This is a genomic window from Streptomyces sp. NPDC048506 (assembly GCF_040651315.1).
GTDB lineage: Bacteria > Actinomycetota > Actinomycetes > Streptomycetales > Streptomycetaceae > Streptomyces.
On the sequence record NZ_JBEZIX010000003.1, the window covers coordinates 60,585 to 86,106 of the forward strand.

Sequence of the window (25,522 nt, forward strand, 5' to 3'; positions counted from 1 at the left end):
TGATCCGTGTCAGGGTGGAGGGTATGACCACGACACCGGACGGGCGCCCCGTCCCGCCCCCACACGCCGATGAACGCACCATGCTGGAAAGCTGGTTGGACTTCCACCGCGCGACGCTCGCGGTGAAGTGCTCCGGGCTGGACGACCGCCAGGTGCGGCTGGCCTCGGTGGCGCCCTCGCCGATGACGCTGCTGGGCCTGGTCCAGCACATGGCGGAGGTGGAACGCAACTGGTTCCAGCGGGTGTTCGCCGGCCGCGACCTGCCGCCGGTGTTCGGCGAGGGCGGGGGACACGGCTTCGAACTCGTCCCCGACCGCGGTATCGAGGAGGCGCTGACCGTCTGGCGCGCGGAGGTGGCACACAGTCGCGAGCTGGTGGCCGGCTCGTCGTTGGAGGACTCCGGCACGCTCTCCGCGCAGGAGGCCGCCCACGTCGGCGACGCGGGCGTCTCGCTGCGCTGGATCCTGGTCCACATGATCGAGGAGTACGCCCGGCACAACGGCCACGCCGACCTGATCCGGGAGGGCATCGACGGCGTCACGGGGGCCTGAGGCGTCACGGTTGCCGCGCGGGCTCCGCACCGGCCGCGGCCGAGCCCGACGCGACGTGGGGGCCCTGGCGCAGGATGCCGGCCGCCGCGGCGGCCAGGGCGCACAGGGCCACCGGCAGGAGGAGGACCACGGCGAGCGGGGCGAGGTGGGTGAGCGGTCCGATGACCGCGGGGCCGGCGAGCATGCCGAGGTAGCCGAGGCCCGCCACCCGGGAGACATTGGTCGCCGCGGCCTCCGGATCGGCGTGTCCGGCGGCGCTGAACAGCTGGGGGATGCAGCCTGACAGTCCGATCCCGAACACCGCCCACCCGACCAGCGCCAAGGGGATCCAGGGCGAAAGGGCCGCCGCGGCCAGGCCGACCGCGGCCGTGGCGGCCCCGTACCGCAGGACGGCGACGGCTCCGAACCGCCCGGCGACCCGGTCGGTGAGCAGGCGTCCCACGGTCATGGCGGTCGCGAAGGCGCCGTAGGCGATGGCGGCGGTGGCGGCGGGCGCGTCCAGGGCGTCCCGAAGGTGCAGCGTGGACCAGTCGTTGGCCACTCCCTCGCACAGCATCAGCATCAGCGCGAGGGCGGCCAGGGCCCGGATCCGAGCGGGGATCCGGGTCCGGCGGCCGGTGGTCGCGGTGGCGGCCCGGTCGCCGTCGGAGCGTTCGGTGCGCAGCAGCGCCGGCGCGGTGAGCAGGCCGGTCGCCAGGCCGATCGCACCGACCGCGCCGAGCGTCGCGGCGGGGGACCAGCCCCAGCCGAGGGTGCGGGCGCCGACCAGTGCGGCCAGCGCACCGCCGATGGAGAAGACCGCGTGGAAGGCGGACATGATGGGCCGCCGGTAGCCGCGTTCGACGTGGACCGCGTGGGCGTTCATGGCGACGTCGAGGCAGCCGTTGCCGAAGCCGAGCGCCAGCAGCGCCCCGCCGAGCGTCCAGGGCCCGGTGGCCAGGCCCGGCAGGACGAGCGCCGCGCTGCACAGCGCCGCCCCGGCGGGTACGGCGACGCGGGGACCGAAGCGGTCGGCGAGCGGGCCGGCCAGCCGCATACCGGCGAACGCCCCGGCGCCCAGCAGGAGGAGCAGCCAGCCGAGCACGGCGTGGCCGATGCCGACCCGGCTCTCGATCACCGGGATGTGGACGACCCACATGCCCATGACGAAGCCGTTCAGGCCGAAGAAGACAAAGGTGGCCCAGCGGCCGACCCGTAGGGAAGTTGGCATGCCGCGAACATATCGAACAATCTCTCTGTTCGAAACTCGCGTTACGAACAGAAATGATGTTCAATGGCGTCCATGGTGAGCACCGACCGACTGAGGCAGATCACGGACGCCGTACGCGCGGCCGGCCGTATGGGCGTCGCCGAACTGGCCGAACTGACCGGCGCCTCGGAGATGACCATCCGCCGCGACCTGGAGGCACTGGCCGAGCAGGGAGTCCTGGAGCGCTACCGCGGCGGAGCGCGCAGCCTGCTGCTGCGGGGCCAGGAACCGCCGTTCGCGCTGCGCGCCACGGAAGGGCAGGAGGCCAAGCGGCGCATCGCCGAGGAGGTCGCCCGACTCGTCGCCGACGGCGAGTCGGTGGCCCTCGACAGCGGCACCACATGCCTGGAGGTGGCCCGCACGCTCCGCGACCGGCGCGTCACCGTGATGCCGCTGTCCCTGCATGCCGTCAACGCCCTGACCGACGGCCCCCAGGTGACGCTGCTGGTGCCCGGTGGCCAGCCGCGCCCGGGAGAGCTCGCCCTGACCGGCCCGCTGACCGAGTCCGCGTTGGCCGCGCTGCGCTTCGACACCGCCGTCCTCGGCTGCTGCGGCCTGACCGCCGCCGACGGGCTGACCGCCTACGACCTGGCCGACGCCGCCGTGAAGCGCGCCGCGATGGCCTCGGCCCGCCGGGTGATCGCCGTCGCCGAGGCCGCCAAGCTCTCCCGCACCGCTCTGGCCTTCGTCGCCCCGGCCTCGGCCCTGCACGCCGTCGTCACCGACGACGCGGCACCCGGCGACGAGACCGCCGCCCTGGCCGCCTCCGGAGCGATCGTGCGGCGGGTGTGAGCGGGCCCGCCCCTCACGCGGTCCAGCGCAGCACCGCCCCGAGGCCACCCGCCGGGCCCGACGCGCCCTCGGGAACCAGCAGCACCTCGGCGTCGGCCGCGGCGGCGGACCGCAGCACGGCGTCGTCCGCGCGCGCCCGCTCGGGCTTCTGGACGCCCATCGCCTGCGCCTGACCGCGCTGGACGGCTACCTCGTCGACACCGGGCCCGATCCAGACCTCGCGGCCCGCATCGGATGCGTCCTGCCCGAGGAGCAGCGTGCCCACCTGGTGACGACGGGCCGCTTCGATGACCGCGGGCACTCCTTCCGCCGCGTCTCCGGGGTTGCTGTCGACACCGCGCGCACCGTGCTCGCCGGGGCGGCGGCGTCCGGCGCGGAAGCGGCCGAGGGCAGCTTCGAGGCGCGTCTGCGCGTACTGCTCGCGGGCCTGTGCGATCTGGCGGTTGAGCACGCTCTGGGAGGCGCCCGCGGACCGGCTGCCGTTCTCGGCCTCCACGGTGACGGCCCGGATCTGCTCGGGCAGCCGGTGGAAGACGGCCCTGCGCTCCCGGGCGTCGCCGGTCAGCACCAGCAGCTGTGCGCCGCTTTGCGGCCACTGCCGGGCGAGCTCGTTCGCGATGAGGTCGGCGGTCTGGTCCAAGGTGTTCTCGACCTTGTTCCGGTAGTGCCACTCATGGCGGTCCGCGGGGACGGCACGGTGTCCCCGGCCCGGCAACTCCTTGCCGTCCGCCGTGACCAGCATCCGACTGCGCTGGGCATCGCGCAGCTCCACATCGGCCCCGGTGCGGTCGATGTACGCGACCAGGCACGCCGGCTCCTCACCGACCAGACCGGGAAGCGGCGCGATGTGCGGCAGCAGGGACCAGGTCGCCTCGATGCCCACCGGGGGCACACCGAGCGGGACGTCGAGGACGACCTCGGCGCCCGCGGCGAAGACGGCGCGGCCGGGCGGTGCCCCGGACACCGGCTCGTGGGCGAGCCGGTCCATCACCGCCCGGCACGTGTACGCGTCGGCACCCGCGTCGATGAGCTGGGTGGCGACGGCGCGCTCGCGCAGCTTCTGCTGCTTCTGGGCGTCCTCGGTCGCGCGCGTGGTGTCGATGTACGCCGAGGCCCATGGGCCCGGACGGTCGAAGAGCGGCTTGAGAAATCCGAGTTCCATGATCTACCCCCGGCTCGGGGACGGTGAGTACTGCCAGGTGGTGACTACTTCCAGATTAGGGCGAGCTGCCCGTGGCGCCTTTCTTGTGGAGGAATCGTCGCAGGCGCGCCAGCGGCCAGGTGTTGATCACCTCGTCCGCGGTCAGCCAGCCGCGCTGCGCGGTGCCCACGCCGTAGCGCAGGTACTGGAGGTGCAGCGGGGCATGGGCGTCGGTGTTCACGGCGAACTTCACGCCGTAACGCCTGGCGCGCAGGATGTGCTCGTCGGACAGGTCGAGCCGGTCGGGGTGGGCGTTGATCTCCAGCGCCGTCCCGGTGCGGGCGCAGGCGGCGAACACCGCGTCGAGGTCCACGTCCAGGCCCGGCCGCTTGCCGATGATCCGGGTGGTCGGGTGGCCGATGATGTTGACCTCCGGGTTCTCGCAGGCCGTGACGAGCCGCCGGGTCTGGGCGTCCCGCCCCTGGCCGAAGTGCGAGTGCACGGATGCCACGCAGAGGTCGAAGCCCCGCAGGAAGTCCGTGGGCCAGTCCACCGATCCGTCCGGGCCGATGTTGAGCTCGGTGCCGTGCAGTACCCGCATCTTCCGGTGCCGGCCGTCGAGTTCGCGAATCCGCTCGCGCTGGGCCAGCACCTTCTCGTCGGTCATCCGCTGCATGGCGAGGTCCGGCGCGTGGTCGGTGACCGCGTAGTAGCGCAGCCCCCGGTGGGCGGCGGCCGTCACCATCTCGCCCAGCGGGGCGATGCCGTCGGTGAGGTCGGTGTGGGTGTGCAGATCGCCCTTGATGTCCGCCTCGGTGACCAGGTCCGGCAGGTCGCCGTGCAGCCCTGCGGCGACCTCGCCGCGGTCCTCGCGCAGCGTCGGCGGGATCCAGGGCAGACCGAGCCGTGCGTAGACCTCCTCCTCGGTCTGCGAGACGATCTTCTTGCCGGACCTGGCGTGGAACAGCCCGTACTCGGAGAGCTTGAGCTTGTGGTGCACGGCCATCTCGCGGGTGCGGATGTTGTGCGCCTTGGAGCCCGTGAAGTACTGGAGTCCCGCGCCCCAGGAGTCCGGCGGCACGACGCGCAGGTCGATCTGTAGGCCCTTCGTGGTGCGCACGGAGGTCTTCTTCGTGCCGTGGGCGATCACCTCGGCGGTGCCCGGCATCGTGACGAAGGCGTCCATGAACCGGGCGGACACCGCCGCCGCCACGAGCACGTCCACGTCCCCGATGGTCTCCCGCATCCGGCGCAGCGACCCGGCGTAGGCGCAGTTCTCGCAGCCGGTCAGGGTGGACAGCTCGGCCACGATCTCCTCGGCGACCTCCATGGCGGCGTTGATCGGCACCCGGTCGCCCGCGGACCGCAACTGCTCGATGCCGTGCAGGATGTTCTCCTCGGTCTTCGGGCCGAACCCCTTGAGGTCGCGCAGCCGCTCCTCGTGGAGGGCGTCGAGGAGTTCGGGCACCGAGGAGACGTGCAGGTCCTCGTAGAGCGTCATGGCCTTTCTGGGGCCGAGCCCGGGGATGGCCATCAGGTGGCGCACGCCGGCGGGGATCTTCGCCCTGATGTCCTCCACGGCGGGCAACGTGCCGGTCCGGAGGTACTGGAGAACCTTGTCGGCGATGGACCTGCCGACGTTCGGTATCTTGCGCAGCCCCGCGGCGTCGAGCGTCGACACATCGGTGTGGTGGCCGCCGATGGCGCGTGCGGCCTTCTCGTAGGCGCGGGCCTTGAACGCGTCCCCGCCGGTGATCAGGATGAGGTCCGCGTACTCCCGGAGCAGCGCTTCGATCTCCTCGTTGGGCCGGCTCACACCCCCGATTTTAGTGCCGGTCCGCGCCGCGGGCCCTTCCGGCGAGGGGCCGACGGGGAGCCCGCGGGCAGCCCGCGGCGGCCGCCCCGCCGCGCCCCCACGGACCACATGTCCCGCGCGATCGAGCGATCGGATCGAGGAATCGGATCGAGGAATCGGATCAAAGAACCCCGGCCCCGCGCAGGCACCGGCGGAGCCTGGCGGGGCACGTCGCCCCGCCAGGGGCCGGTCCTTCACCCAGGTCGTGTCCTAGCCCTGGGCCTGGTCCTTCGCCTCGTTCTTCTCCTTGACGCGCGCCGCTTCCTTGCGGACCTCGGCCTGGGTGGCGCGTTCCTTCTGGAGCCACTCGGGGTTCTCCGACTTGAGCGCGTCGATCTGCTCCGTGGTGAGGGCCTCGGTGATGCCGCCCCGCGCCAGACCCGAAATGGAGACGCCCAGCTTCGCCGCGACCACCGGGCGCGGGTGCGGGCCGTTGCGTCGCAGCTCCCGCAGCCACTCGGGCGGGTCCGCCTGGAGCGCGTTCAGCTCGCTGCGCGAGACGACGCCCTCCCGGAACTCGGCAGGGGTGGCTTCGAGGTACACACCCAGCTTCTTCGCCGCGGTGGCGGGCTTCATGGTCTGGGCGGTCTGGTGCGACTTCATGGGTCAAGGGTATCGAGCGCGTGCACGACCTCTGACCACGCCCGGTAACCTGGCGGAGTGACAGGCTCCGAGACATCCCCTTCGTTCCGGCTCGCGTATGTCCCGGGAGTGACGCCCGCCAAGTGGGTGCGGATCTGGAACGAGCGCCTGCCGGACGTACCGCTGCACCTTCTCCAGGTATCCGCCGCCGAAGCGTCCGACGTGCTGCGGGACGGTGGCGCCGACGCGGGTCTGCTCCGCCTGCCGACCGACCGCACCGATCTCAGCGCGATCCCCCTCTACACCGAGACCACCGTGGTCGTGGTCCCGAAGGACCACCTCGTGGCCGCGGTCGACGAGGTCTCCGCCGAGGACCTCGCCGACGAGATCGTGCTGCACCCGCTCGACGACACCCTCGACTGGGAGCACCCGCCGGGACGGCCGGCGATCGAGCGCCCGGCCACGACGCCGGACGCCCTGGAGCTGGTGGCGGCGGGCATCGGGCTGCTCGTCGTCCCGCAGTCCCTCGCCCGCCTCTACCACCGCAAGGACCTCACCTACCGGCCGGTGACCGACACCCCCGCGTCGCGGGTCGCGCTGTCCTGGCGGGAGGACCGGACCACCGATCTGGTGGACGACTTCATCGGGATCGTCCGGGGGCGGACCGTCAACAGCACACGAGGTCGCCGCTCCGCCGCGCCGGCGGAGCCGCAGCGCACGCGCACCGACCAGGGCGGCGCGCGGCGCAAGCCCGCGGCCGGGAAGGCGACCGGCAGGAATCCGCGCAGGGGCTCCGGTGGCCCCAAGGGTGGCGGCAGGCGCGGCAGGCCCCGTCGCCAGGGCTGACCCGACGGACCGGCCCTGGTCGTCGTTTGCGTGCGCGGCGGGGGGCGTTCCCCCGTCCGCGGGGCACGGTGCCGTGCTCAACGCCCCTGCGCCGCCTCGACGTTGTCGCCGTACGTCCAGCCCCGTGACCCGTCCCGGTCCTCCCAGTGCCCCTGGAGGGCCTTGTCGGCCCGGCGAGCCTGGGCGTGACCGTGCAGTGGGCCGGTGGGGTGCGCCGATCGTCCGTCAACATGCCCTCGTGTGAGGGGACTTGGGGCGGTGGTTCTCGGCCGGGGCGCGTTCGACTCTTGACGGTAGGCTCCTGCGCAGGGCACGCTCCTGGCGCATGTGTGAGAGCGCTCTCAGGCCGTCGTCGGCCGCCCCGTAGAAGCCAGAGGAGGCTTCCTCATGCCCATTGCCCGATCCGTACGAAGGGCAGGACTGCGTCTGGGAGTGGTTGCGCTCGCCGGTGTCCTGCTCGCCGCCTGTGGGGCCGGCCCCCTCGGCGGGTCCGACGGGACGGGGGGCAAGGTCACCCTGACCGTCGACGTGTTCGGCTCGTTCGGCTTCAAGGAGGCCGGGCTGTACGACGAGTACGAGAAGGCGCACCCCGGCATCACGATCAAGCAGACCGACACCGAGGACGAACAGGACTACTGGAAGTCCCTCCAGACCCGGCTCGCCGGGGGCGGCGGCCTCGCCGACGTGCAGGGGATCGAGGTGGGGCGGATCGCCTCGGTGACCCAGCAACAGCCTGACCGGTTCGAGGACTTGAGCCGGTACGGCGCGGACCGGCTCAAGAAGGACTACGCCGGCGCCAAGTGGGCCGCGGCCGCCACCAAGGACGGCAAGGTCCTGGGACTCGGCACCGACATCGGCCCGGAGGCGATGTGCTACCGGACCGACCTCTTCAAGAAGGCGGGACTGCCCACCGACCGCGACACGCTCGCCGCGAAGTGGTCCACCTGGGACGGCTACCTGGACCTCGGCAAGCGGTACATACGGCAGGCGCCCGCCAAGAGCGCCTGGCTGGACAGCGTCGGCAGCCTCTTTTCGGTCATGATCGGCCAGGAGAAGGAGCGCTACTACAACGCGTCCGGGAAGCTGATCTACGACTCCAACCCGGCGGTGCGGACCGCGTGGGACACCTCCGTCGAGGCCGCCCGCGCAGGTCTGAGCGCACGGCTCGACCAGTGGTCGCCGCAGTGGAACCAGGCCTTCTCCACCGGGGCGTTCGCCACCGTGCCCTGCCCCGCCTGGATGCTCTCGTACATCAAGGGACAGGCCGGCGACGCGGGCAGGGGCACGTGGGACGTCGCCGAACTGCCGGGCGGCGCGGGCAACTGGGGCGGTTCGTACCTGTCGATTCCGCGTGCGGCCGAGCACAAGAAGGAGGCCTACGCACTGATCCGGTGGCTCACCGCCCCCGCACAGCAGGAGAAGCTCTTCCGGAAGCTGGGCAACTTCCCCTCCAGTACCGGCGCCATCGCCAGGCTCGCCGACGCCAAGGACCCGTACTTCTCGAACGCTCCGGTCGGCCGGATCTTCGGTACCGCCGCCGAGGCCGCTCCCGTCCAGGTCCTCGGTGTCCAGGACAAGGACATCGGCGACCAGCTCATCAATGCGCTCGGCGAGGTCGAGCGCAAGGGCACCTCGTCCGACGCGGCGTGGTCGAACGCGCGGCAGGGCGTCGCCCACACCCTCGACTGACCGCGTCGGCGGACCGACCCGCCGCGGTGCCGGTCCGCCGTCCGGCCCGGTGCTGCCGGGGCGCCCGCCGACCCCGTACACCCCCACCGCACGCACCCGACCCACGCCCCCGATGGAAGGGCCGCACCGTGACCCTCGCCGCTCCCGCAGTGACGCCCGCCGGGCCCCCGCCGAGCGCGCCCGCGCGGCCGTCGCCGCTGCACCGTGCCCGGCGCACGCTCGCGCCCTACACCTACCTCGCCCCGTTCTTCACCCTGTTCGCCGCCTTCGGGCTCTTCCCCCTCCTCTACACGGCGTATGTCTCGCTGTACCGGGTGGAGTTACAGACCCCCGGCGAGATGGAGTGGCGCGGACTCGGCAACTACACCGCGCTGTTCACCGACGCGTACTTCTGGACGTCGCTGCGCAACACCTTCACCATCGGCGTCCTGTCGACCGTGCCGCAGCTGATGATGGCCCTGGGCCTGGCGCACCTGCTCAACCACCGGCTGCGCGGCCGCACGTTCTTCCGTACCGCCGTGCTGCTGCCCTACGCCACCTCGGTGGCCGCGGCGACCCTCGTCTTCGCCCAGCTCTTCGGCCGCGACTTCGGGCTGATCAACTACCTGCTCGGACTCGTGGGTTGCCGCCCGGTGGACTGGCAGACCGGCACCGTCGCCTCCCAGATCGCGGTCTCGTCGATCGTCGTCTGGCGATGGACCGGCTACAACGCGCTGATCTACCTGGCCGGCATGCAGTCCATCCCGAGTGAGCTCTACGAGGCCGCGGCGATGGACGGGGCCTCGCCCTGGCGGCAGTTCCGGCACGTCACCCTGCCGGGGCTACGGCCCACGATCGTCTTCACCACGATCGTGTCGACCATCGGCGCGACCCAACTCTTCGGTGAACCACTGCTGTTCGAGGGTTCGGCGGCCGGCGGCATCTCGCACCAGTACCAGACGCTCGGCCTGTACCTCTACGAGCAGGGCTGGGGCTTCTTCCACCTGGGTCGGGCCGCCGCCCTCGCCTGGGTCATGCTCCTGCTCGTCCTGCTGCTCGTCGGCGCCAACGCCCTGTTGGCCCGCCGCCGTCGGGGAAGGGGGACGGAACGGTGACCGCGCTCGCCACCGGCCGGACGAAGACCGCGTCCGAGGCCCCGCCCCGGTCCGCCCGCCGCCGCGGCCGTTCGCGGGCCGGGCGGACGCTGCACGGCAGCCGGCTCACCTACCTGCTCCTGACCGTGGCCGTGCTCGTCTCGGCGTTCCCGCTGTACTGGACCCTCGTCGCCGCGAGCCGCTCCAACGCGGAGCTGGCGAAGGCGCCGCCCGCGCTGGTTCCGGGGCCGAACCTGTTCCCCAACGTCCGGGCCGCCCTGGAGGAGGCGGACATCGGCCGGGCCCTGCTCAACTCGATCGTCGTCTCCGGTGCCATCACGGTCGGCACCGTGCTGTGCTCCACGCTCGCCGGGTTCGCCTTCGCCAAGCTGCGGTTCCGCGGCCGTGGTGCCCTCCTGGCGCTCACCGTCGGCACCATGATGATTCCGCCGCAGCTGGGCGTGATCCCGCTGTTCATGCTGATCGCCAAGTTGCAGTGGGTGGACCAGCTCCAGGCGGTCGTCCTGCCCGGTCTCGTCTCCGGCTTCGGCGTGTTCTTCATGCGGCAGTTCCTGGTGCGGGCGCTGCCGGACGAGCTGATCGAGGCGGCCCGGGTCGACGGCGCGTCCCATGCCCGGATCTTCCGCTCGGTCGTGGTGCCCATCGCCCGGCCCGCCATGGCCGTCCTCGGCCTGCTCACCTTCATGACCGCCTGGAACGACTTCTTCTGGCCCATCGTGGCGCTGTCCTCGCAGGAGCCGACCGTGCAGGTCGCCCTGCGCCAGCTCGGCGGCGGCTATGTCCACGACCAGTCCGTGATCATGGCGGGCACGCTGCTCGGCACGCTGCCCGTGCTGCTGGTCTTCGGGCTGCTCGGCCGGCAGATCGTCGGCGGCATCATGCAGGGCGCCGTCAAGGGTTGAGCGAGCCGCCGCCGTTCCCCGACGACGTCCGCCGCACGTGCCCCACCCCGCGCCGCCGAACCCGCACACCGCACCGCGCCGCACCACCGTCCGTCCCGCCCCCAGGAGTCGCCGTACATGACCACCATCGAGCCCCGCCCCGCCGTGGCCGCCCCGCTGCGCTTCCCCGCCGGATTCCGCTGGGGCACCGCCACGGCCGCCTACCAGATCGAGGGGGCCGCGCGGGCGGACGGCCGGACCCCGTCGATCTGGGACACCTTCAGCCGGACGCCCGGCAAGGTGCTCAACGGCGACACCGGGGACACCGCCGCCGACCACTACCACCGCATGCGGGAGGACGTCGCGCTGCTCAAGGAGCTGGGGGTGGGCGACTACCGCTTCTCGGTGGCCTGGCCACGCGTCCAGCCGACCGGACGGGGGCCGGCGAACCAAAGGGGGCTGGACTTCTACCGCCGGCTCGTCGACGAGCTGCTGGACGCCGGGATCCGGCCGGTCGTCACCCTCTACCACTGGGACCTTCCGCAGGAGCTGGAGACCGGGTCCGATGGCGACTCCGCCGTGGGCGGCGGCTGGCCGCACCGCGACACCGCCGAGCGGTTCGCCGACTACACGGGGTACGTCGCCGCGGCGCTCGGCGACCGGGTCGCCACCTGGACCACGCTCAACGAGCCGTGGTGCGCGGCCTTCCTGGGGTACGCCGCGGGCGTGCACGCCCCGGGCCGTACCGAACCCGCCGCCGCGCTGCGCGCCGCGCACCACCTCAACCTCGCCCACGGACGCGCCACCCAGGCCCTGCGCGCCGTGCTCCCGGCCTCCGCGGAGATCTCCCTGACCCTGAACCTGCACGCGCTGCGGCCCGCGAGCCGGAGCGAGGCCGACCGGGAAGCCGTCCGCCGCCTCGACGCCGTCGGCAACCGGATCTTCCTCGACCCGGTCTTCCACGGCCGGCTGCCCGCGGACCTGGTGCGTGACACGGCGGCGCTCACCGACTGGTCGTTCGTCCTCGACGGCGATCTGGAGACCATCGCCACGGCGGTCGACTCGCTCGGCATCAACTACTACGCGCCGACCGTCGTCGCGGCCGGTACGCGCACGGCGCCGCCACCGTCACCGTCGCCCTGGCCGGGGGCCGCGGCACACGCGGAGTTCCGGCCGCCGGCGGGGCCGCGCACGGCCATGGGCTGGCCGGTCGACGCCGACGGACTGTACGAGCTGCTGACGCGGCTGCGCGGCGAACTGCCGCACGTCCCCCTCCTGGTCACCGAGAACGGCGCCGCCTACCACGACTACGCCGACCCCGAAGGCCACGTCCACGACCCCGAGCGCATCGCCTATCTGCACGGCCACCTCGGCGCCGTGGCGCGGGCGATCGCCGACGGAGCCGCGGTACGGGGCTACTTCCTGTGGTCGCTGCTCGACAACTTCGAGTGGGCGTACGGCTACAGCAAGCGGTTCGGCATCGTCCACGTCGACTTCGCCTCGCAGCGGCGCACCCTGAAGGACAGCGCGCGGTGGTACGCGGGGGTCGTCGCGCGCAACGGTCTGGCGTAGCCGGCTCCGTCGCCCCGGCGGGCAGCCCGGCCCCGGCGCCGGGCACCGGCGCGGTCAGCGGTGCTCCCGCCGAGCCGGAGGGCGGGCGGTCGCCCGCGCGTCCCCGGTCTGCTGCGCCGGTGCTCCGGGCGTGCGCGCGGCGGGTTCGGGCAGGGCGCGGACCAGCAGCCAGCTCAGCGCGGGCATCGCGATCAGCGGGGTCAGCGCCGTCCGCAGGGACGTCGCGTCGGCGAGCGTGCCGATCAGCGGGGCGACCAGTCCGCCGACGCTGACGGTGAGGCCGAGGGTGATCCCGCTGGCGGTGCCGACGCGCGTCGGGAGGTAGTCCTGGCCGAGCGTGACCTGGAGCGAGAACGGGACGTAGAGGCCGGCGGAGGTCAGCGCCACGAAGGCGTAGAGCGCCGGCCCGGGGACGAACACCACGCCCGCGAGGGCGGCGACCGTGATCAGATACGACCCGCGCACGACGGTGACCCGTTCCCACCGCTCGGCCAGACTGCCGCCCAGCACGCTGCCCACCGCCCCGCCGAGGTAGAGGACGAAGAGCGCCGCGGTGCCCGCCGCCGCACCGCCTCCGGTCCGCTGGCGGGCGTAGAACGCGAGGAAGGTGCCGAGGCCGGTGAAGGCGATCGACCGGCAGACCACGGCCAGCGACAGCCGCACGAACGAGGCGCGGTCGTCGCTCCCCGTCGCGGCCGCGGACCGGGAACCGCCCCGGGTGGTGGTCCGCTCCAGCACCCGCAGTACGGGGAGGCACAGCACGCTGCCGGCGAGGGCCGGCACCACGAGCAACGGCGAGCAGCGCAGACCACCGGTGCCGATGACGGCGGCGACCATGAGCGGGGCCGCGGCGAAGCCGAGGTTGCCGCCGAGGGAGAACCAGCCCATCGCGCGGTGGCTCCCGCCGGCCGCGAGCCGGGCGACCCGGGCCGCCTCGGGATGGTAGGCGGCGACCCCGATCCCGGACACCGCCACGCACACCAGCGTCAGGGCGTAGCAGCCGACCAGGCCGCTGAGCGCCGTCCCCAGCCCGCCGAGGACGGTGCTGACGGGCAGCAGCCAGGGCAGCGCCCAGCGGTCGGTGAGGGCACCGAACACCGGCTGGGCCACCGAGGACAGCAGGGACGCGGCGAGCACGATGCCCGAGGCCGTGGCGTAGGCGTAGGCGCGCTCGGCGACGAAGAACGGGACCAGCGCGGCCACCGCACCCTGGTAGACGTCCACGCAGGCATGCCCGGCGGACAGCAGGAGGATCGAGGAGTTCCTTGGCACCCCGCCATGCTGGCCGCCCGGCACCCTGTCGGGCTTCCGATAAGCTGCCAAACAATGCAGGAGATCCGCCATGTATCGATGGCGCCGACCCGCGCCCAGTGGCTCGCGCCCGGCACCGGTATCGACGCCCACCGCCACGACGACCACCAGATCGTCTACGCGGGCCGCGGCGTGCTGGCCGTCACCACCGACGCGGGCTCGTGGATCGCCCCGGCCACCCGCGCCATCTGGGTGCCGGCCGGCACGGTGCACGCCCACCAGGCCCACGGTGCGCTCGAACTGCACCTGGTCGGTCTGCCCGCGCGCGACAACCCGCTCGGTCTGGACCGGCCGACCGTGCTCGCCGTCGGCCCCCTGTTGCGCGAACTGATCCTCGCCTACACCCGCGCCCCGCACGACGAGAGCCCCGAGCGGGGGCGGTTGCGGGCCGTCCTGCTCGACCAGTTGCGGGCCTCGCCGCAGCAGCCCGTGTACCTACCCGCCCCGACCGCCGCCCGGCTCCGGGCGCTCTGCGCGATCCTGCACGCCGATCCGGCCGACGACCGCACCCTCGCCGCCCTGGGCAAGGAGGTCGGTGCGAGCGACCGCACCCTGTCCCGGCTGTTCAAGGCCGACCTCGGCATGACGTTCCCGCAGTGGCGCACCCAACTGCGCCTGTACCACGCCCTGGTGCTGCTGGCGGAGAACACCCCGGTCACCACCGTGGCGCACCTGTGCGGCTGGTCGTCCGCCAGCGCGTTCATCGACGTCTTCCGTCGTACCTTCGGGCACACCCCGGGCGCGCATCGGCCCTGATCGCGGGCGGGAGCTGCCCGGCAGGCCCGGGCAGTGTGACCGCCTTCATAGACACCTCAGAGGGCATATGTCCACGATGGTCGGGAATCTCCGATGGGGATTCTTCGCCACTGAGCGACCACGAGAAGGTGTGCCTGATGGACGAGCATGTGCACGTCCGCCTCATCCAGCGCCTGGGTGCGTCGGATGACGGAGAGCTGGTCGAGTACTCCTCCTGCCAATGCGGCGCCACGTGGGTCAAGCGGTACCCGACGGAACGGGACCCGGCGCCCGAGTAGTCCGCGCTCACCTCGGTTCGATCGGATGGGAGCGTCGTACGTTGTGCGCCACCGCGGCCGCCGCCACCGCCTTCAGGGTGTCCCCGACCGCGAAGTAGAGGGCGCCGACCGCGGCCTTCCCCATACTGAGACCGGTGGTGAACGACGTCCAGGGGACCCCGATCGCATAGACGACCAGGAGGCCGCCCGCGACGCAGGCGGCGAAGTAGCCGGCGAGCTGCGGGACCCGCCCCGTGAGCCGCGTCGCCACGCCCTTCACCAGCAGACCGGTGACGAACGCGCCGGGTATCCAGCCCAGCAGGTACCCGCCGGTCGGCCCCGGGATCACGCCCAGCCCGCCCCGACCTCCGGCCAGCACCGGCAGCCCGAGCACCGTCAACAACACCACCAGCGCACAGGCGCAGGCGCCGCGCACCGGACCCAGCACCGCACCGGCGAGCATCACCCCCAGCGTCTGGAGGGTGATCGGCACCGGGACGATCGCGATGGCGATCGGCGGGACCAGCCCCAGCGCGACGACGACCGCGCAGAACAGGGCGATGAGGACGATGTCCTGGGTACTCATCAGTCGTCGGGTGCGTGCGGTCATCCGGGTGCCTTTCCGCTGAGCCGTTCGAGCCGTTCCTTACGGGCAGGGGAGTCGGCGCGGGCCGGCGGATAGCAACGGGCGTCGATGGCGGCCGCGATGTCCTCCGCCGACTTCAGCACCCGGATGACCAGCGGCACGATCAGCGCGACCGGATTGCCCCGCAGTCCGCGCGCCGCCTGGGCCTCCCGGATGTCCTGGAACTGCCGGAACACCTCCGGGACGAAGCGCAGCGCCAGCGACACGGCGAGCGCGACCGCGGGCGCGTTCACCAGCCCGGCACGGTCCAACGGCCGCAGCACCGCCTCCAGCACGCCCTGGAGTTCCGAGGTGCGGGTGGTGAGCGTGACGCTCAGCGCGGACAGCAGCAGGACGACCAACCGCAGCCCCACGACCAGCGCGGTGTGCACCGACTGGGTCAGGGCGGCGACCGCCACCACCACGGCCAGCAGGCAGAGCGGGCCGCGGAGTTGACCGATCAGCTGCTCCCCGGGCGCCCGTACGGACAGCAGCAGGACCAGGGCGAGGGCGGCGGCGGGGCCGAGGGCGGACACGGACGCGGTGAGGAACACGGCCACCCCGCACAGCAGCAGCCCCGCCAGCTTCCACCCGGCCGGCGCGCGATGCAGCGGTGAAGCGCCCGGGACGTACAGCGACGCCCTCATGAGCAGCGCTCCACGTACCAGGGCACGGCCTTCCGCGGCTCGCCGTCGTACACGATGCGGCCCCGGTCGAGGACGAGCACCCGGTCGTAGCCGGTCAGCAGGTCGAGGTCGTGGGTGAGGACCACCGCCTGCTGGGGCAGGGCGGCGATCACGGAGCGGAGGCGGTTGCGGTTGCGCAGGTCCAGCAGGGTGGTCGGCTCGTCGAAGACCACCGTCCCCGGGCGCATGACCAGCACCGCGGCCAGCGCGACGAGTTGCTTCTCGCCCCCGCTCAGGGCGTGACCGGGCCGGTCGGCCAGCGCCTCGATGCCGAGGCTCCGCAGCTGCTCGCGGATCCGGCCGGGTATCTCCTTGCGGGGCACACCGGTGTTCCTCAGGCCGAAGGCCAGGTCCTCCTCGACTATGGGCAGGACGATCTGGTTGTCCGGGTTCTGGAAGACGAAGCCGACCTGCCGGCGGATCCGGCGGGCCTCCGTCGCCGTGTCATGGCCCCCGACCAGGACGGTGCCCTCGCTGGGCAGCACCAGGCCGTTGAGCAGCCGGGCGAAGGTGCTCTTGCCGGAGCCGTTGGCGCCGATCACACCGATGCGCTGCTCGGTCAACTCGATGCTGAGGGCGTCCAGCACCGTGCGCGGGCCGAAGCGTACGGACACGCCGTCCAGAGCGATGCGCACGGTCACCGGCCTGCGGTGCGCTGCCGCGGTGCGCCGTTCCCGGCCGGGGCGTCCGGGGCGTTCGGGGGGCGGACGGCGGCGAGCGCCTCGCGGGCCGACTCGGGGAGCAGCCCGTTGATCGCGGTCTCCGCGGAGGAGCAGTACACCCCGTTGTGCACATGGCCGTCCATGTCCACGTCCGAGAACGGAACTCGCTGCCGCACGAACCCCCGCTCTCCCCGTATGGTCACCAGCTGCCTGTGCCTGCGCGAACAGCACGGTACCCAGCCGCCAACGCGTACATCAACCCGTGCACCCCGGTACTGACGGACCGCCACATCGCCGTGGTCGACGTCAGGAGCCGGTGAGGACGACGAGTTGCCGGGTCGCCCGGGTCATCGCCACATAGCGGTCGACCGCTCCTTCGACGCCCTCGCCGAACGCCTCCGGGTCGATGAGGACGACCAGGTCGAACTCGAGCCCCTTCGCTAGCTCCGGGGTCAGCGACCGGACGCGAGGCGTCGCGCGGAACGTGGGATCACCGATGACGCAGGCGATCCCGTCGTCGTGCGCAGTGAGCCAGCTGTCGAGGACCGAGTCCAGATCCGCGACGGATCCGTGGACGATCGGGACGCCGCTGCTGCGGATGGAGGTCGGCACATTGGCGTCCGGGAGCACGGCTCGGATGGCCGGCTCGGCTTCCGCCATGACCTCTTCCGGCGTCCGGTAGTTGATGCTCAGGGAGGCCAGGTCGATCCGGTCGAGCCCGACCCGCTCCAGCCGTTCCTGCCACGACTCGGTGAACCCGTGCCGGGCCTGGGCGCGGTCCCCGACGATGGTGAAGCTCCGGGACGGGCACCGGAGCAGCAGCATCTGCCACTCCGCGTCGGTCAGTTCCTGGGCCTCGTCCACGACGACGTGCGCGAACGGGCCGGCGAGCAGGTCCGGGGCGGTGGTGGGCAGTTCGGACTCGTCGACCAGGCTGACCTGGGCGTCCTGGCCGCGCAGCATCGTCACCAGGCCCTCGCCGTCGTCACCGTCGGCACCGGAGTCGGATGCGGCCTGGATCAGGTTGTCGACGACCTGCGTCATGCGCTCGCGTTGGGCGGCGAGGACGGCCTTGTGTCGGAGCTTGCGCCGGGCCGTATCCGGGTCGCCGAGCCGCTGCCGTGCCGCGTCCAGGAGCGGCAGGTCGGACACCGTCCAGGCCTGCGGGGCTTCCTTGCGCTGTAGCGTGCGCACCTCGTCGCGGCTGAGCCAGGGAGCGCACATCCGAAGGTAGGCGGGCACCGACCACAGGTCTCCGACGAGGTCGGCCGCTTCGAGCAGCGGCCAGGCGCGGTTGAGGGTGGTGACCAGCTCTTCGTCCTGCCGCAGCGACCTGCGGAACAGCTCGGGCGGGACCTCGCCGTCGTACTTGTCCAGCAGGATCGTGACCAGCTCCTCCCAGATCTGCTCGCGCGCCTCGTTGTGCGGAGTGCCGGGGTCCGCCGCTTCGAACGCCACGGCCCAGTCGTCGGCGCTCAGCCAGATGTCGGACCAGTCGGTGGTGACCGTCATCCCCTCTGCCGGCGGCTCCTCGTAGAACCTGACGGCCGCCTCGATCGCCTTCACCATGTCCGCGGACGACTTCAGGCGGGCCACGTCCGGGTCGCTCTCGACCGCTGCTCCGGCTCCCTCGGCGACGAGGTCCCGCAGAGTGCAGGTCTGCACGCCCTCCTCCCCGAGGCTGGGGAGGACGTCGGCGACGTAGGCCAGGTAGGGCTGGTGCGGACCGACGAACAGCACACCGCCCCGACGGTGACCGAGGCGAGGGTCGGAGTACAGGAGGTGGGCGGAGCGGTGCAGCGCGACGACGGTCTTCCCCGTACCCGGACCGCCGTCGACGACGAGGGCGCCGCGGGATCCCGCCCGGATGACGGCGTCCTGGTCGGCCTGGATGGTGGCGAGCACGTCCCGCATCCGGGCCGAACGGTTGCCGCCCAGGCTGGCGATGAAGGCGGACTGGTCGTCCAGTGCGGCGTGCCCCTCAAGCCCGTCGGCGGTGAACACTTCGTCCCAGTAGTCGCTGATCAGGCCGCGGGTCCAGCGATACCTGCGGCGGCTCGTCAGCCCCATCGGGTTGGCGTGGGTCGCCGCGAAGAACGGCTCGGCCGCGGGGGAGCGCCAGTCGAGCAGCAGCCGGCGCCCCGTGCTGTCGGTGAGACCGAGCCGTCCGATGTACACCGGCTCGGGGTCGTCCGCGCCGACGATGTGTCCGAGGCACAGGTCCAGACCGAAGCGACGCAGGGCGCGCAGGCGACCGGTCAGCCGGTGGATCTCCGCGTCCCGGTCCATCGCCGCCCGGCCGGTTCCTCCGGGTGCCCTGCGCTCGGCATCGAGGCGGTCGGAGAGTTCGGCGATCGTCTGCTCAAGGCTCTCCGCGATGGCCGCGAAGTGCTGCTCGTCGCCGGCTATCAGCAACGGGTCGGCCTTGGGGGAGAGATGGTCCGGAAGGTCGAAGGCACTGGTGGTCAGGGGGCTCATGTCACCAGCTCCGATCCGAGGTCGCGCCCATGAGGTCCCGCGGCGCGCACTCCCGCACCTCGGCGCCGGGTGCCCGCAACCGCAGCCCGAGTCCCCCCTCCGGCCCGACGTCACCGCATGACCCATTGAACGACAAAAGCGAACGCACTTCGTGAATCTCCCATTTCCGCAGCTTCTGGCCTCGGTCAGCGATTCTGCGGTATGACCGGGGCCTTGCCGCAAGCCCCCCAGTGCGCTATACGTTGAGAGTGGCAAGGGGTGGGTTCTTCCGCGCGCAACTTCGCGTGCCCCATCGACCGTTGTGACGGACCGGCCCTGAGGTTCGCACCCTCCCCGGCTCCACACTTGAGCCGTCGCCCTCGACATCCGCCGCACGGCAGGCCCGGGGCTCGACGCCCACCGGCCCGGGAACCGCGGCGTGACCTCCCGTGGAAGGCCGCGCGGGCCCAGCGTTCCCACCGCTCCCAACGCTCCCGGTGCTGTACGGACTTGGTGCTGTTGCGGTGCGGCGAGTCACCCTCGGCGGGGCGGCGGTCCGAGGCGCTCTTCGGCTGTCTGCGGGCCCGCGGTCAGGCCGGCCGACCGGTCTCTTCCGAGGGCCCGGGAGCGCCGGCCCGCAGGCCGTCCATGACGAGGTCGAGGAGCCGCCCGGCGCGTGGCTGCCAGTCGCCGTGCGGATCGATCTGCCAGAGGCCGGCGATGGCGAGCAGGAAGTCGTCGGACGTCACTCCCGGGCGGATGGCGCCGGCCTCCTCGTTCGCCGTCAGCAGGAGGGTGACGGCCGCGGTCACCGGGCCGTGACCCAGTCCGGCCAGGGTGCCGCGTGCGATGGTGGCCCTGCGCATCGCGTCGGCCAGTCCGGCCTTGGCCATGGCGTACTGGGCGAGGCGGTCCATCCACTCCCGGAGGGCCCGTTCGGGCGGGCGGGTCTCCAACAGGTGTGCCGCGGCGTCGTAGACCTGCTGGACCTCGTGGCGGTAGACCTCCAGGACGAGTGCCTCGCGATTGGGGAAGTTGCGGTAGAAGGTGCCCTGCCCGACGCCTGCCTTCTTGGCGATCGCGCTCAGCGGGGCGTCGGCGCAGTGCGTCAGTTCCGCCAGCGCCACGTCCAGGATGCGGGCGCGATTCCGCTGTGCGTCCGAGCGCAGTGGTGCGTCTTTCCTCTGGTGCACTCGTCCTCCCGCCGGGAATCGCGACCGGAGCCGCTCTTGATAAGCGGACAGCTGTCCGGTACGTTTGAAGGTGCCGGACAGTTGTCCGGTTAGGCCCACCATAGCGGCAGATGCATCCGCTGTGGACGGCCGGTCGACCCACGACCGGCGCCGCCGTCCGGTATGTCGCCCACCGCGCCCGTCGCCGGTGCCCCACCGACGTCGCTCCGCACCGTCTCCGCTCGAACCGCCCGCCGGACTCGACCCGCTCGATCGTCCCGCTCCCGCACGACAGCGCCCGCACGACAGCCTGATCGCCCCCGTGGTCGCCCACGCCGGCAGCAGGCCCGCCCCGAAGCCCGGCCGCGCGCCCCTACGCGAAAGAAGGCTGCTCATGGCCCCATCGACGTCCAGCGCCATCACCTTGCACGTCAACGGCGAGAAGTACACGCTGCCCGTCGACCACCGCACCACCCTGCTCGACGCGCTGCGCGAGCGTCTCGATCTGACCGGCACCAAGAAGGGCTGTGACCACGGCCAGTGCGGCGCGTGCACGGTCCTGCTCGACGGGCGCCGGGCCGTCTCCTGCCTCCAGCTCGCGGTGGCCGCCGAAGGGCGGGAGATCACCACCATCGAGGGCGTGGCGGACGGCGAACGGCTGCACCCGGTCCAGCAGGCCTTCCTCGACCTCGACGGATACCAGTGCGGCTACTGCACGCCGGGACAGATCTGTTCGGCCATCGCCGTCATCGAGGAGCACGCGGCCGGTTGGCCGAGCGCCGCGACCGCCGACGTACGGCCCGAAGCGGGAGCGCCGCCGCTGACCGCGGCGGAGATCCGGGAGCGGATGAGCGGCAACCTCTGCCGCTGCGGCGCGTATGTGGCGATAGTCCAGGCGGTCGCCCGGGCGGCCGAGGCCGAGGCACGAACCGGTGCTCGAAGAGATCCGGGGAACGAGGCGGAGTACGCCGTGGGAGCGGCGGGCGCGGAGGCGACGGCATGAGGGAGTTCGGCTATCAGCGGGTGTCCGACGTCCAGGGGGTGGTGGCCCTGCTCGACGCCGAGCCCGGAGCGCGGCTGCTCGGCGGCGGCACCAACCTCGTCGACCTGATGAAGGCCGGGGTGGAGCGGCCCGGGCTGCTCATCGACGTCCGGGAGTTGCCGCTCGACCGGATCGAGGTCACGGACGGGGGCGGGCTGCGCATCGGCGCGACCGTCACCCACAGCGACCTCGCCGCCCATCCCGAAGTGCGCCGCAGGTACCCGGCGTTGGCCCAGGCCGTACTGGCCGGTGCCTCGGGCCAGCTGCGCAACATGGCCACGGTCGGTGGGAACCTGTTGCAGCGTACGCGGTGCGGCTACTTCACGGACGTGACGAAGCCCTGCAACAAGCGGGTCCCCGGCAGCGGCTGCCCGGCCTCCGCTGGCGAGCACCGCAACCACGCGATCCTCGGCGCCTCCGCGCACTGCGTGGCCGTCCACCCCTCGGACATGGGTGTGGCGCTCTCCGCCTTCGACGCCGTGGTGTCGTACGAAACGGTGGACGGGGCCGGGGAGTTGTCGCTGGACGACTTCTACCTGCCCGTGGGCGACACCCCGCACCGGGAGACCGCGCTGCCCGCCGGCGCGCTGATCACCGGCGTCACCCTGCCGCCGGCCCCGGTCGCCGTCACCTCCCGCTACCGGAAGGTGCGCGAGCGCGCGTCGTACGCCTTCGCGATCGGCTCGATCGCCGCGGCTCTCGACATCGGCCGGACCGGCGACGGGGCCGTCGTCCGCGACGTACGGCTCGCCTTCGGCGCGGTGGCCTCCCGGCCGTGGCGCGCCCGGGAGGCCGAGCGGCTGCTCACCGGGGGGCCGGCCGACGCCGAGGCGTTCGCCGCCGCCGCGGACGCCGAACTGGCAGCCGCCGAGGCGCTGCCCGACAACCGCTACAAGGTGACGCTGATGCGCAACCTCGTCGTCGCCCTGCTCACCGAGCTCACCGAGGAGGCCGCCTGATGACCACCACCGCGACCACCGCCGCGACCGCGGGAACCACCGCGGTGACGGGGGCCGTCGGCACCGCGCACACCCGCGTGGAGGGCCTGGCCAAGGTCACCGGAGCGGCGCGCTACGCGGGCGAGATCCCGTTCGCCGAACTCGCCCACGGCTGGCTGGTGTTGTCCGACACCGCCCGGGGCCGCATCCGGTCCGTGGAGTCCGGACCCGTACTGGCGATGCCCGGGGTCCTGGCCGTCCTGCACCACGGCAACGCCCCGCGCGTCGACGGGGACTACACCGGGCCGCTGGGGCGGCCCGACCCCACCATCACGCTCTTCCGGGACGACCGCGTGCCGAGCGCCGGCTGGCCGGTGGCGCTGGTGGTCGCCGAGACGTCCGAGCAGGCCCGGGAGGCCGCCGAGGCGCTGGTGGTCCAGTACGACCGGGAACCGCACGACGTCGCGTTCTCCGCCGGGCGTCCGGGCGGCTACACGCCGGAGAACCCGCCCGGCCTGGCGATGCGGAAGGGCGCCCTCGAAGCCGAACTCGCCGCGTCCGCCGTCGTCGTGGAGGCGGAGTACACCACACCGGAGGAGCACCACAGCTCCATGGAGCCGCATGCCGCCACGGCGCACTGGGACGACGGCCGGCTGGAGGTCGTCGACTCCAACCAGGGCAGCAGGTGGGTGGCGGAGGAGCTCGCGATGCTGTTCTCCCTCGACCCGACGGCGGTCCGGGTGCGGTCCGAGCACGTCGGCGGCGCCTTCGGCTCCAAGGGCGTGCACCCGCACCAGGTGGCCGCCGTGATGGCCGCGACCGTGCTGCACCGACCGGTGCGGGTCGTGCTGACGCGTCGTCAGATGTTCTCGCTGGTCGGCTACCGGAGCCCCACCGCGCAGCGGATCAGGCTCGGCGCCGACCCGGACGGCCGGCTGCGCGCGATCGACCACCAGGCGCTGAACGCCACCTCGACGGTGCACGAGTTCGTCGAGCAGAGCGCGACGGCCGGCCGGGTGATGTACGACGCCGACGCACACCACACCGTCCACCGCGTCGTCGCGCTCGACGTGCCGAGCCCGACCTGGATGCGCGCGCCGGGGGAGGCCCCGGGCTCGTTCGCGCTGGAGTCCGCCCTCGACGAACTCGCCGAGCGGTGCGGGGTCGACCCGATCGCGCTGCGCGCCCGCAACGAACCGGTCGTCGGGCCGGTCTCCGGGCTGCCGTTCAGCAGCCGCAACCTGCTCGCCTGCTTCGAGGAGGGCGCCCGCAGGTTCGGCTGGGCGGACCGGGAACCGCGCCCTGGTATCCGCCGTGACGGACGCTGGCTGCTCGGGACCGGTACGGCGGCGGCCACCTACCCCTCGGGCGTCGCCGCGTCCACCGCGGCCGTGACGGCGGAGCCGGACGGCGGCTTCACCGTCCGGATCACCGCTGCGGACGTCGGCACCGGGGCGCGGACCGCGCTGGCCCTGGTCGCCGCGGATGCGCTGGAGGTGCCACCGGACCGGATCCGGGTGCGGATCGCGGACAGCGACTTCGGCCGGGCCTGGATCGCCGGCGGCTCGATGGGCACCCGCTCCTGGTCGTGGGCCGTGATCACCGCGGCGCGCGAACTGCGGGAGAAGCTGGCCCTCGGCGGTGGCATTCCCCCGCAGGGGATCACCGTGCGGTCGGACACCACCGAGGCCGTCGGCGCACTGACCGCGCAGGAACGGCACTCCTTCGGGGCGCAGTTCGCCGAGGTCGCCGTGGACGTCACCAGCGGTGAGGTCCGGGTGCGGCGGATGCTCGGGATCTTCGCCGCGGGCCGGATCGTCAATCCGCTCACCGCGCGCAGCCAGCTCATCGGCGGCATGGTCTGGGGCCTGTCCATGGCGCTGCACGAGGAGGCGATCCGGGACCGGGTGTCGGGCGGCCACGTCGGCGCCGACCTCGCGGGCTACCACGTCGCCGCACACGCCGACGTACCGTTGATCGAGGCGGACTGGGTGGACGACCCGATCGACGGCGACCCGGTCGGCATCAAAGGGATCGGCGAGATCGGCATCGTGGGGGCCGCGGCGGCGATCGCCAACGCGGTCTGGCACGCCACCGGTGTCCGCCACCGCCACCTGCCGATCCGGCCCGACCGCGTACTGCTGGCGGGAGCCGCAGAGGGAACCGTGGGAGAGCGGAATGCTGGACATCGCCGCTGAGCTGCACCGGTGGGTCGCGCAGGGCCGGGACTTCGCCGTCGCCACCGTCGTGCACGTCGGCGGCAGCGCACCGCGCGATCCCGGCGCCGCGCTCGCCGTCGACAGCCGGGGCGAGGCCGTCGGCTCGGTCTCCGGTGGTTGTGTGGAAGCGGCGGTGTACGACCTGTGCACCCAGGCACTGCGGGACGGCACGGTGCGGCTCGAACGGTTCGGCTACAGCGACGAGGACGCCTTCGCGGTGGGGCTGACCTGCGGCGGAACGATCGAGGTCCTGGTCACGCCGGTGAGCGCAGAGGCGCCCGGCAGGGCGGCGATCGCCGCGGCGCTGTCGGCCGCCGCCCAGGGCGCGGCGGTGGCCCTCGCCCGGGTGGTCCGGGGCCCCGCCGAACTGCTCGGCAGGCCACTGCTCGTCCACCCCGACGGCGCGTACGAAGGCGGACTCGGCGGGTCGCCGGAGCTGGACCGCGCGGCGGTGAACGCGTCCCACGCCCTGCTGGACGCGGGGCGCACCGGCACCGTCGACGTCTCGGAGCGGGGAGCGCACTGCGCGGCGGACCTGACCCTGTTCGTCGAGTCGAACGTGCCGCCGCCCCGCATGATCGTCTTCGGTGCCATCGACTTCGCCGCGGCACTGGTGCGGACCGGCTCGCTCCTCGGCTACCGCGTCACCGTGTGCGATGCCCGCCCGGTCTTCGCCACACGGGAGCGCTTCCCGGAGGCCGACGAGATCGTGGTGGACTGGCCGCACCGCTACCTCGAGCGCACCGAGACCGACGCCAGGACGGTGCTGTGCGTGCTCACCCACGACGCCAAGTTCGATGTGCCGCTGCTGGTGGCGGCCCTGCGGCTGCCGGTCGCCTTCGTCGGCGCGATGGGCTCTCGGCGCACCCACGAGGACCGCAACCGCAGGCTCCGCGAGGCCGGTGTCAGCGCGGCCGAACTGGCCCGTCTCCACTCGCCGATCGGCCTCGACCTCGGCGCCCGGACGCCCGAGGAGACCGCCGTGTCCATCGCGGCCGAGATCATAGCGGCCCGACGCGGCGGCACCGGCAGCCCGCTGAGCGGCTCGCCCAGGCCGATCCACCACGACGTGGACGACCGGCGAACCCCGCCGCCGCACCGTTCGTTCGCCGGCCGTTGAGCTGCCGCCCGCGGACCGCCCCCGT

General features: G+C 72.9%; 24 protein-coding genes. 13 read left to right on the forward strand and 11 right to left on the reverse strand.

Translation table 11 applies throughout. The features are described 5' to 3' along the window. Positions 1 to 23 precede the first annotated feature (23 nt). Positions 24 to 551 carry a DinB family protein gene (locus AB0C96_RS02905; RefSeq protein ID WP_362912994.1) on the forward strand — a complete coding sequence of 176 codons (528 nt, stop codon included), beginning with the start codon at positions 24 to 26 and terminating at the stop codon, positions 549 to 551. A 4-nt stretch (positions 552 to 555) separates the two neighbouring features. Here AB0C96_RS02905 and AB0C96_RS02910 read toward each other — a convergent pair whose 3' ends face one another. After that, positions 556 to 1,761, reverse strand: coding sequence for an MFS transporter (locus AB0C96_RS02910; protein ID WP_362912996.1), 1,206 nt, complete (start codon positions 1,759 to 1,761; stop codon positions 556 to 558). 72 nt (positions 1,762 to 1,833) lie between these two features. Here AB0C96_RS02910 and AB0C96_RS02915 point away from each other — a divergent pair, with 72 nt between their 5' ends. Then, entirely contained in the window at positions 1,834 to 2,592 is a 759-nt protein-coding gene (locus AB0C96_RS02915; protein ID WP_362912998.1) for a DeoR/GlpR family DNA-binding transcription regulator, read from the forward strand. Positions 2,593 to 2,605: 13 nt separating this feature from the next. On the opposite strand, the gene AB0C96_RS02920 is transcribed toward AB0C96_RS02915, so the two are convergent. The 3 genes from AB0C96_RS02920 to AB0C96_RS02930 form a co-directional block, all read right to left on the reverse strand. Continuing rightward, a complete protein-coding gene (locus AB0C96_RS02920; protein ID WP_362913000.1) occupies positions 2,606 to 3,754 on the reverse strand; it encodes a hypothetical protein in 1,149 nt (382 codons plus the stop codon). A 55-nt stretch (positions 3,755 to 3,809) separates the two neighbouring features. Next, the gene (polX, locus tag AB0C96_RS02925; RefSeq protein WP_362913002.1) at positions 3,810 to 5,549 is read right to left on the reverse strand and encodes a DNA polymerase/3'-5' exonuclease PolX; all 1,740 of its coding nucleotides are present in this window, start codon (positions 5,547 to 5,549) and stop codon (positions 3,810 to 3,812) included. A gap of 249 nt (positions 5,550 to 5,798) precedes the next feature. Further along, positions 5,799 to 6,191, reverse strand: coding sequence for a DUF5997 family protein (locus AB0C96_RS02930; protein WP_362913004.1), 393 nt, complete (start codon positions 6,189 to 6,191; stop codon positions 5,799 to 5,801). Between the two features lie 57 nt (positions 6,192 to 6,248). Here AB0C96_RS02930 and AB0C96_RS02935 point away from each other — a divergent pair, with 57 nt between their 5' ends. From AB0C96_RS02935 to AB0C96_RS02955, 5 genes are all read left to right on the forward strand, one after another. Further along, positions 6,249 to 7,016 carry a LysR family substrate-binding domain-containing protein gene (locus AB0C96_RS02935; protein ID WP_362913006.1) on the forward strand — a complete coding sequence of 256 codons (768 nt, stop codon included), beginning with the start codon at positions 6,249 to 6,251 and terminating at the stop codon, positions 7,014 to 7,016. Positions 7,017 to 7,403: 387 nt separating this feature from the next. After that, positions 7,404 to 8,705 carry an extracellular solute-binding protein gene (locus AB0C96_RS02940; protein WP_362913008.1) on the forward strand — a complete coding sequence of 434 codons (1,302 nt, stop codon included), beginning with the start codon at positions 7,404 to 7,406 and terminating at the stop codon, positions 8,703 to 8,705. 197 nt (positions 8,706 to 8,902) lie between these two features. Then, a complete protein-coding gene (locus tag AB0C96_RS02945) occupies positions 8,903 to 9,799 on the forward strand; it encodes a sugar ABC transporter permease (RefSeq protein WP_362913337.1) in 897 nt (298 codons plus the stop codon). Further along, entirely contained in the window at positions 9,796 to 10,701 is a 906-nt protein-coding gene (locus AB0C96_RS02950; RefSeq protein ID WP_362913010.1) for a carbohydrate ABC transporter permease, read from the forward strand. Before AB0C96_RS02945 ends, AB0C96_RS02950 begins: the two co-directional genes overlap by 4 nt. 117 nt (positions 10,702 to 10,818) lie before the next feature. Then, on the forward strand, positions 10,819 to 12,252 hold the full coding sequence (locus tag AB0C96_RS02955) for a GH1 family beta-glucosidase (RefSeq protein WP_362913012.1): 1,434 nt from the start codon (positions 10,819 to 10,821) through the stop codon (positions 12,250 to 12,252). A gap of 54 nt (positions 12,253 to 12,306) precedes the next feature. On the opposite strand, the gene AB0C96_RS02960 is transcribed toward AB0C96_RS02955, so the two are convergent. Further along, on the reverse strand, positions 12,307 to 13,524 hold the full coding sequence (locus AB0C96_RS02960; RefSeq protein WP_362913014.1) for an MFS transporter: 1,218 nt from the start codon (positions 13,522 to 13,524) through the stop codon (positions 12,307 to 12,309). A 54-nt stretch (positions 13,525 to 13,578) separates the two neighbouring features. Between AB0C96_RS02960 and AB0C96_RS02965 the strand changes: the two genes are divergently transcribed. Continuing rightward, positions 13,579 to 14,319, forward strand: coding sequence for a helix-turn-helix transcriptional regulator (locus tag AB0C96_RS02965; RefSeq protein ID WP_362913016.1), 741 nt, complete (start codon positions 13,579 to 13,581; stop codon positions 14,317 to 14,319). A gap of 137 nt (positions 14,320 to 14,456) precedes the next feature. Next, positions 14,457 to 14,597, forward strand: a complete 141-nt coding sequence (locus AB0C96_RS02970) for a hypothetical protein (protein ID WP_362913018.1) — start codon at positions 14,457 to 14,459, stop codon at positions 14,595 to 14,597. A gap of 7 nt (positions 14,598 to 14,604) precedes the next feature. On the opposite strand, the gene AB0C96_RS02975 is transcribed toward AB0C96_RS02970, so the two are convergent. The 6 genes from AB0C96_RS02975 to AB0C96_RS03000 form a co-directional block, all read right to left on the reverse strand. Further along, positions 14,605 to 15,162 carry a biotin transporter BioY gene (locus tag AB0C96_RS02975; RefSeq protein WP_362913020.1) on the reverse strand — a complete coding sequence of 186 codons (558 nt, stop codon included), beginning with the start codon at positions 15,160 to 15,162 and terminating at the stop codon, positions 14,605 to 14,607. A gap of 20 nt (positions 15,163 to 15,182) precedes the next feature. Continuing rightward, positions 15,183 to 15,848 (reverse strand): energy-coupling factor transporter transmembrane protein EcfT, encoded by a 666-nt coding sequence (locus AB0C96_RS02980; protein WP_362913022.1) that lies wholly within the window; start codon positions 15,846 to 15,848, stop codon positions 15,183 to 15,185. After that, on the reverse strand, positions 15,845 to 16,528 hold the full coding sequence (locus AB0C96_RS02985; RefSeq protein ID WP_362913024.1) for an ATP-binding cassette domain-containing protein: 684 nt from the start codon (positions 16,526 to 16,528) through the stop codon (positions 15,845 to 15,847). The genes AB0C96_RS02980 and AB0C96_RS02985 overlap by 4 nt, the downstream gene beginning before the upstream one ends. After that, complete coding sequence (locus tag AB0C96_RS02990) at positions 16,525 to 16,725, reverse strand: hypothetical protein (protein WP_362913026.1); 201 nt, start codon at positions 16,723 to 16,725, stop codon at positions 16,525 to 16,527. Before AB0C96_RS02990 ends, AB0C96_RS02985 begins: the two co-directional genes overlap by 4 nt. A gap of 130 nt (positions 16,726 to 16,855) precedes the next feature. After that, positions 16,856 to 19,027, reverse strand: coding sequence for an RNA polymerase recycling motor ATPase HelR (gene helR / locus AB0C96_RS02995; protein WP_362913028.1), 2,172 nt, complete (start codon positions 19,025 to 19,027; stop codon positions 16,856 to 16,858). 569 nt (positions 19,028 to 19,596) lie between these two features. Further along, entirely contained in the window at positions 19,597 to 20,199 is a 603-nt protein-coding gene (locus AB0C96_RS03000; RefSeq protein WP_362913030.1) for a TetR/AcrR family transcriptional regulator, read from the reverse strand. Between the two features lie 373 nt (positions 20,200 to 20,572). Here AB0C96_RS03000 and AB0C96_RS03005 point away from each other — a divergent pair, with 373 nt between their 5' ends. The 4 genes from AB0C96_RS03005 to AB0C96_RS03020 are packed head-to-tail and all read left to right on the forward strand — an operon-like array spanning position 20,573 to position 25,497. Then, on the forward strand, positions 20,573 to 21,181 hold the full coding sequence (locus AB0C96_RS03005; protein WP_362913032.1) for a 2Fe-2S iron-sulfur cluster-binding protein: 609 nt from the start codon (positions 20,573 to 20,575) through the stop codon (positions 21,179 to 21,181). Then, positions 21,178 to 22,179, forward strand: a complete 1,002-nt coding sequence (locus tag AB0C96_RS03010) for a xanthine dehydrogenase family protein subunit M (protein WP_362913034.1) — start codon at positions 21,178 to 21,180, stop codon at positions 22,177 to 22,179. Before AB0C96_RS03005 ends, AB0C96_RS03010 begins: the two co-directional genes overlap by 4 nt. Further along, positions 22,179 to 24,356 (forward strand): xanthine dehydrogenase family protein molybdopterin-binding subunit, encoded by a 2,178-nt coding sequence (locus tag AB0C96_RS03015; protein WP_362913036.1) that lies wholly within the window; start codon positions 22,179 to 22,181, stop codon positions 24,354 to 24,356. The genes AB0C96_RS03010 and AB0C96_RS03015 overlap by 1 nt, the downstream gene beginning before the upstream one ends. Beyond that, positions 24,337 to 25,497 carry an XdhC/CoxI family protein gene (locus AB0C96_RS03020; RefSeq protein ID WP_362913038.1) on the forward strand — a complete coding sequence of 387 codons (1,161 nt, stop codon included), beginning with the start codon at positions 24,337 to 24,339 and terminating at the stop codon, positions 25,495 to 25,497. The genes AB0C96_RS03015 and AB0C96_RS03020 overlap by 20 nt, the downstream gene beginning before the upstream one ends. Positions 25,498 to 25,522 lie beyond the last annotated feature (25 nt).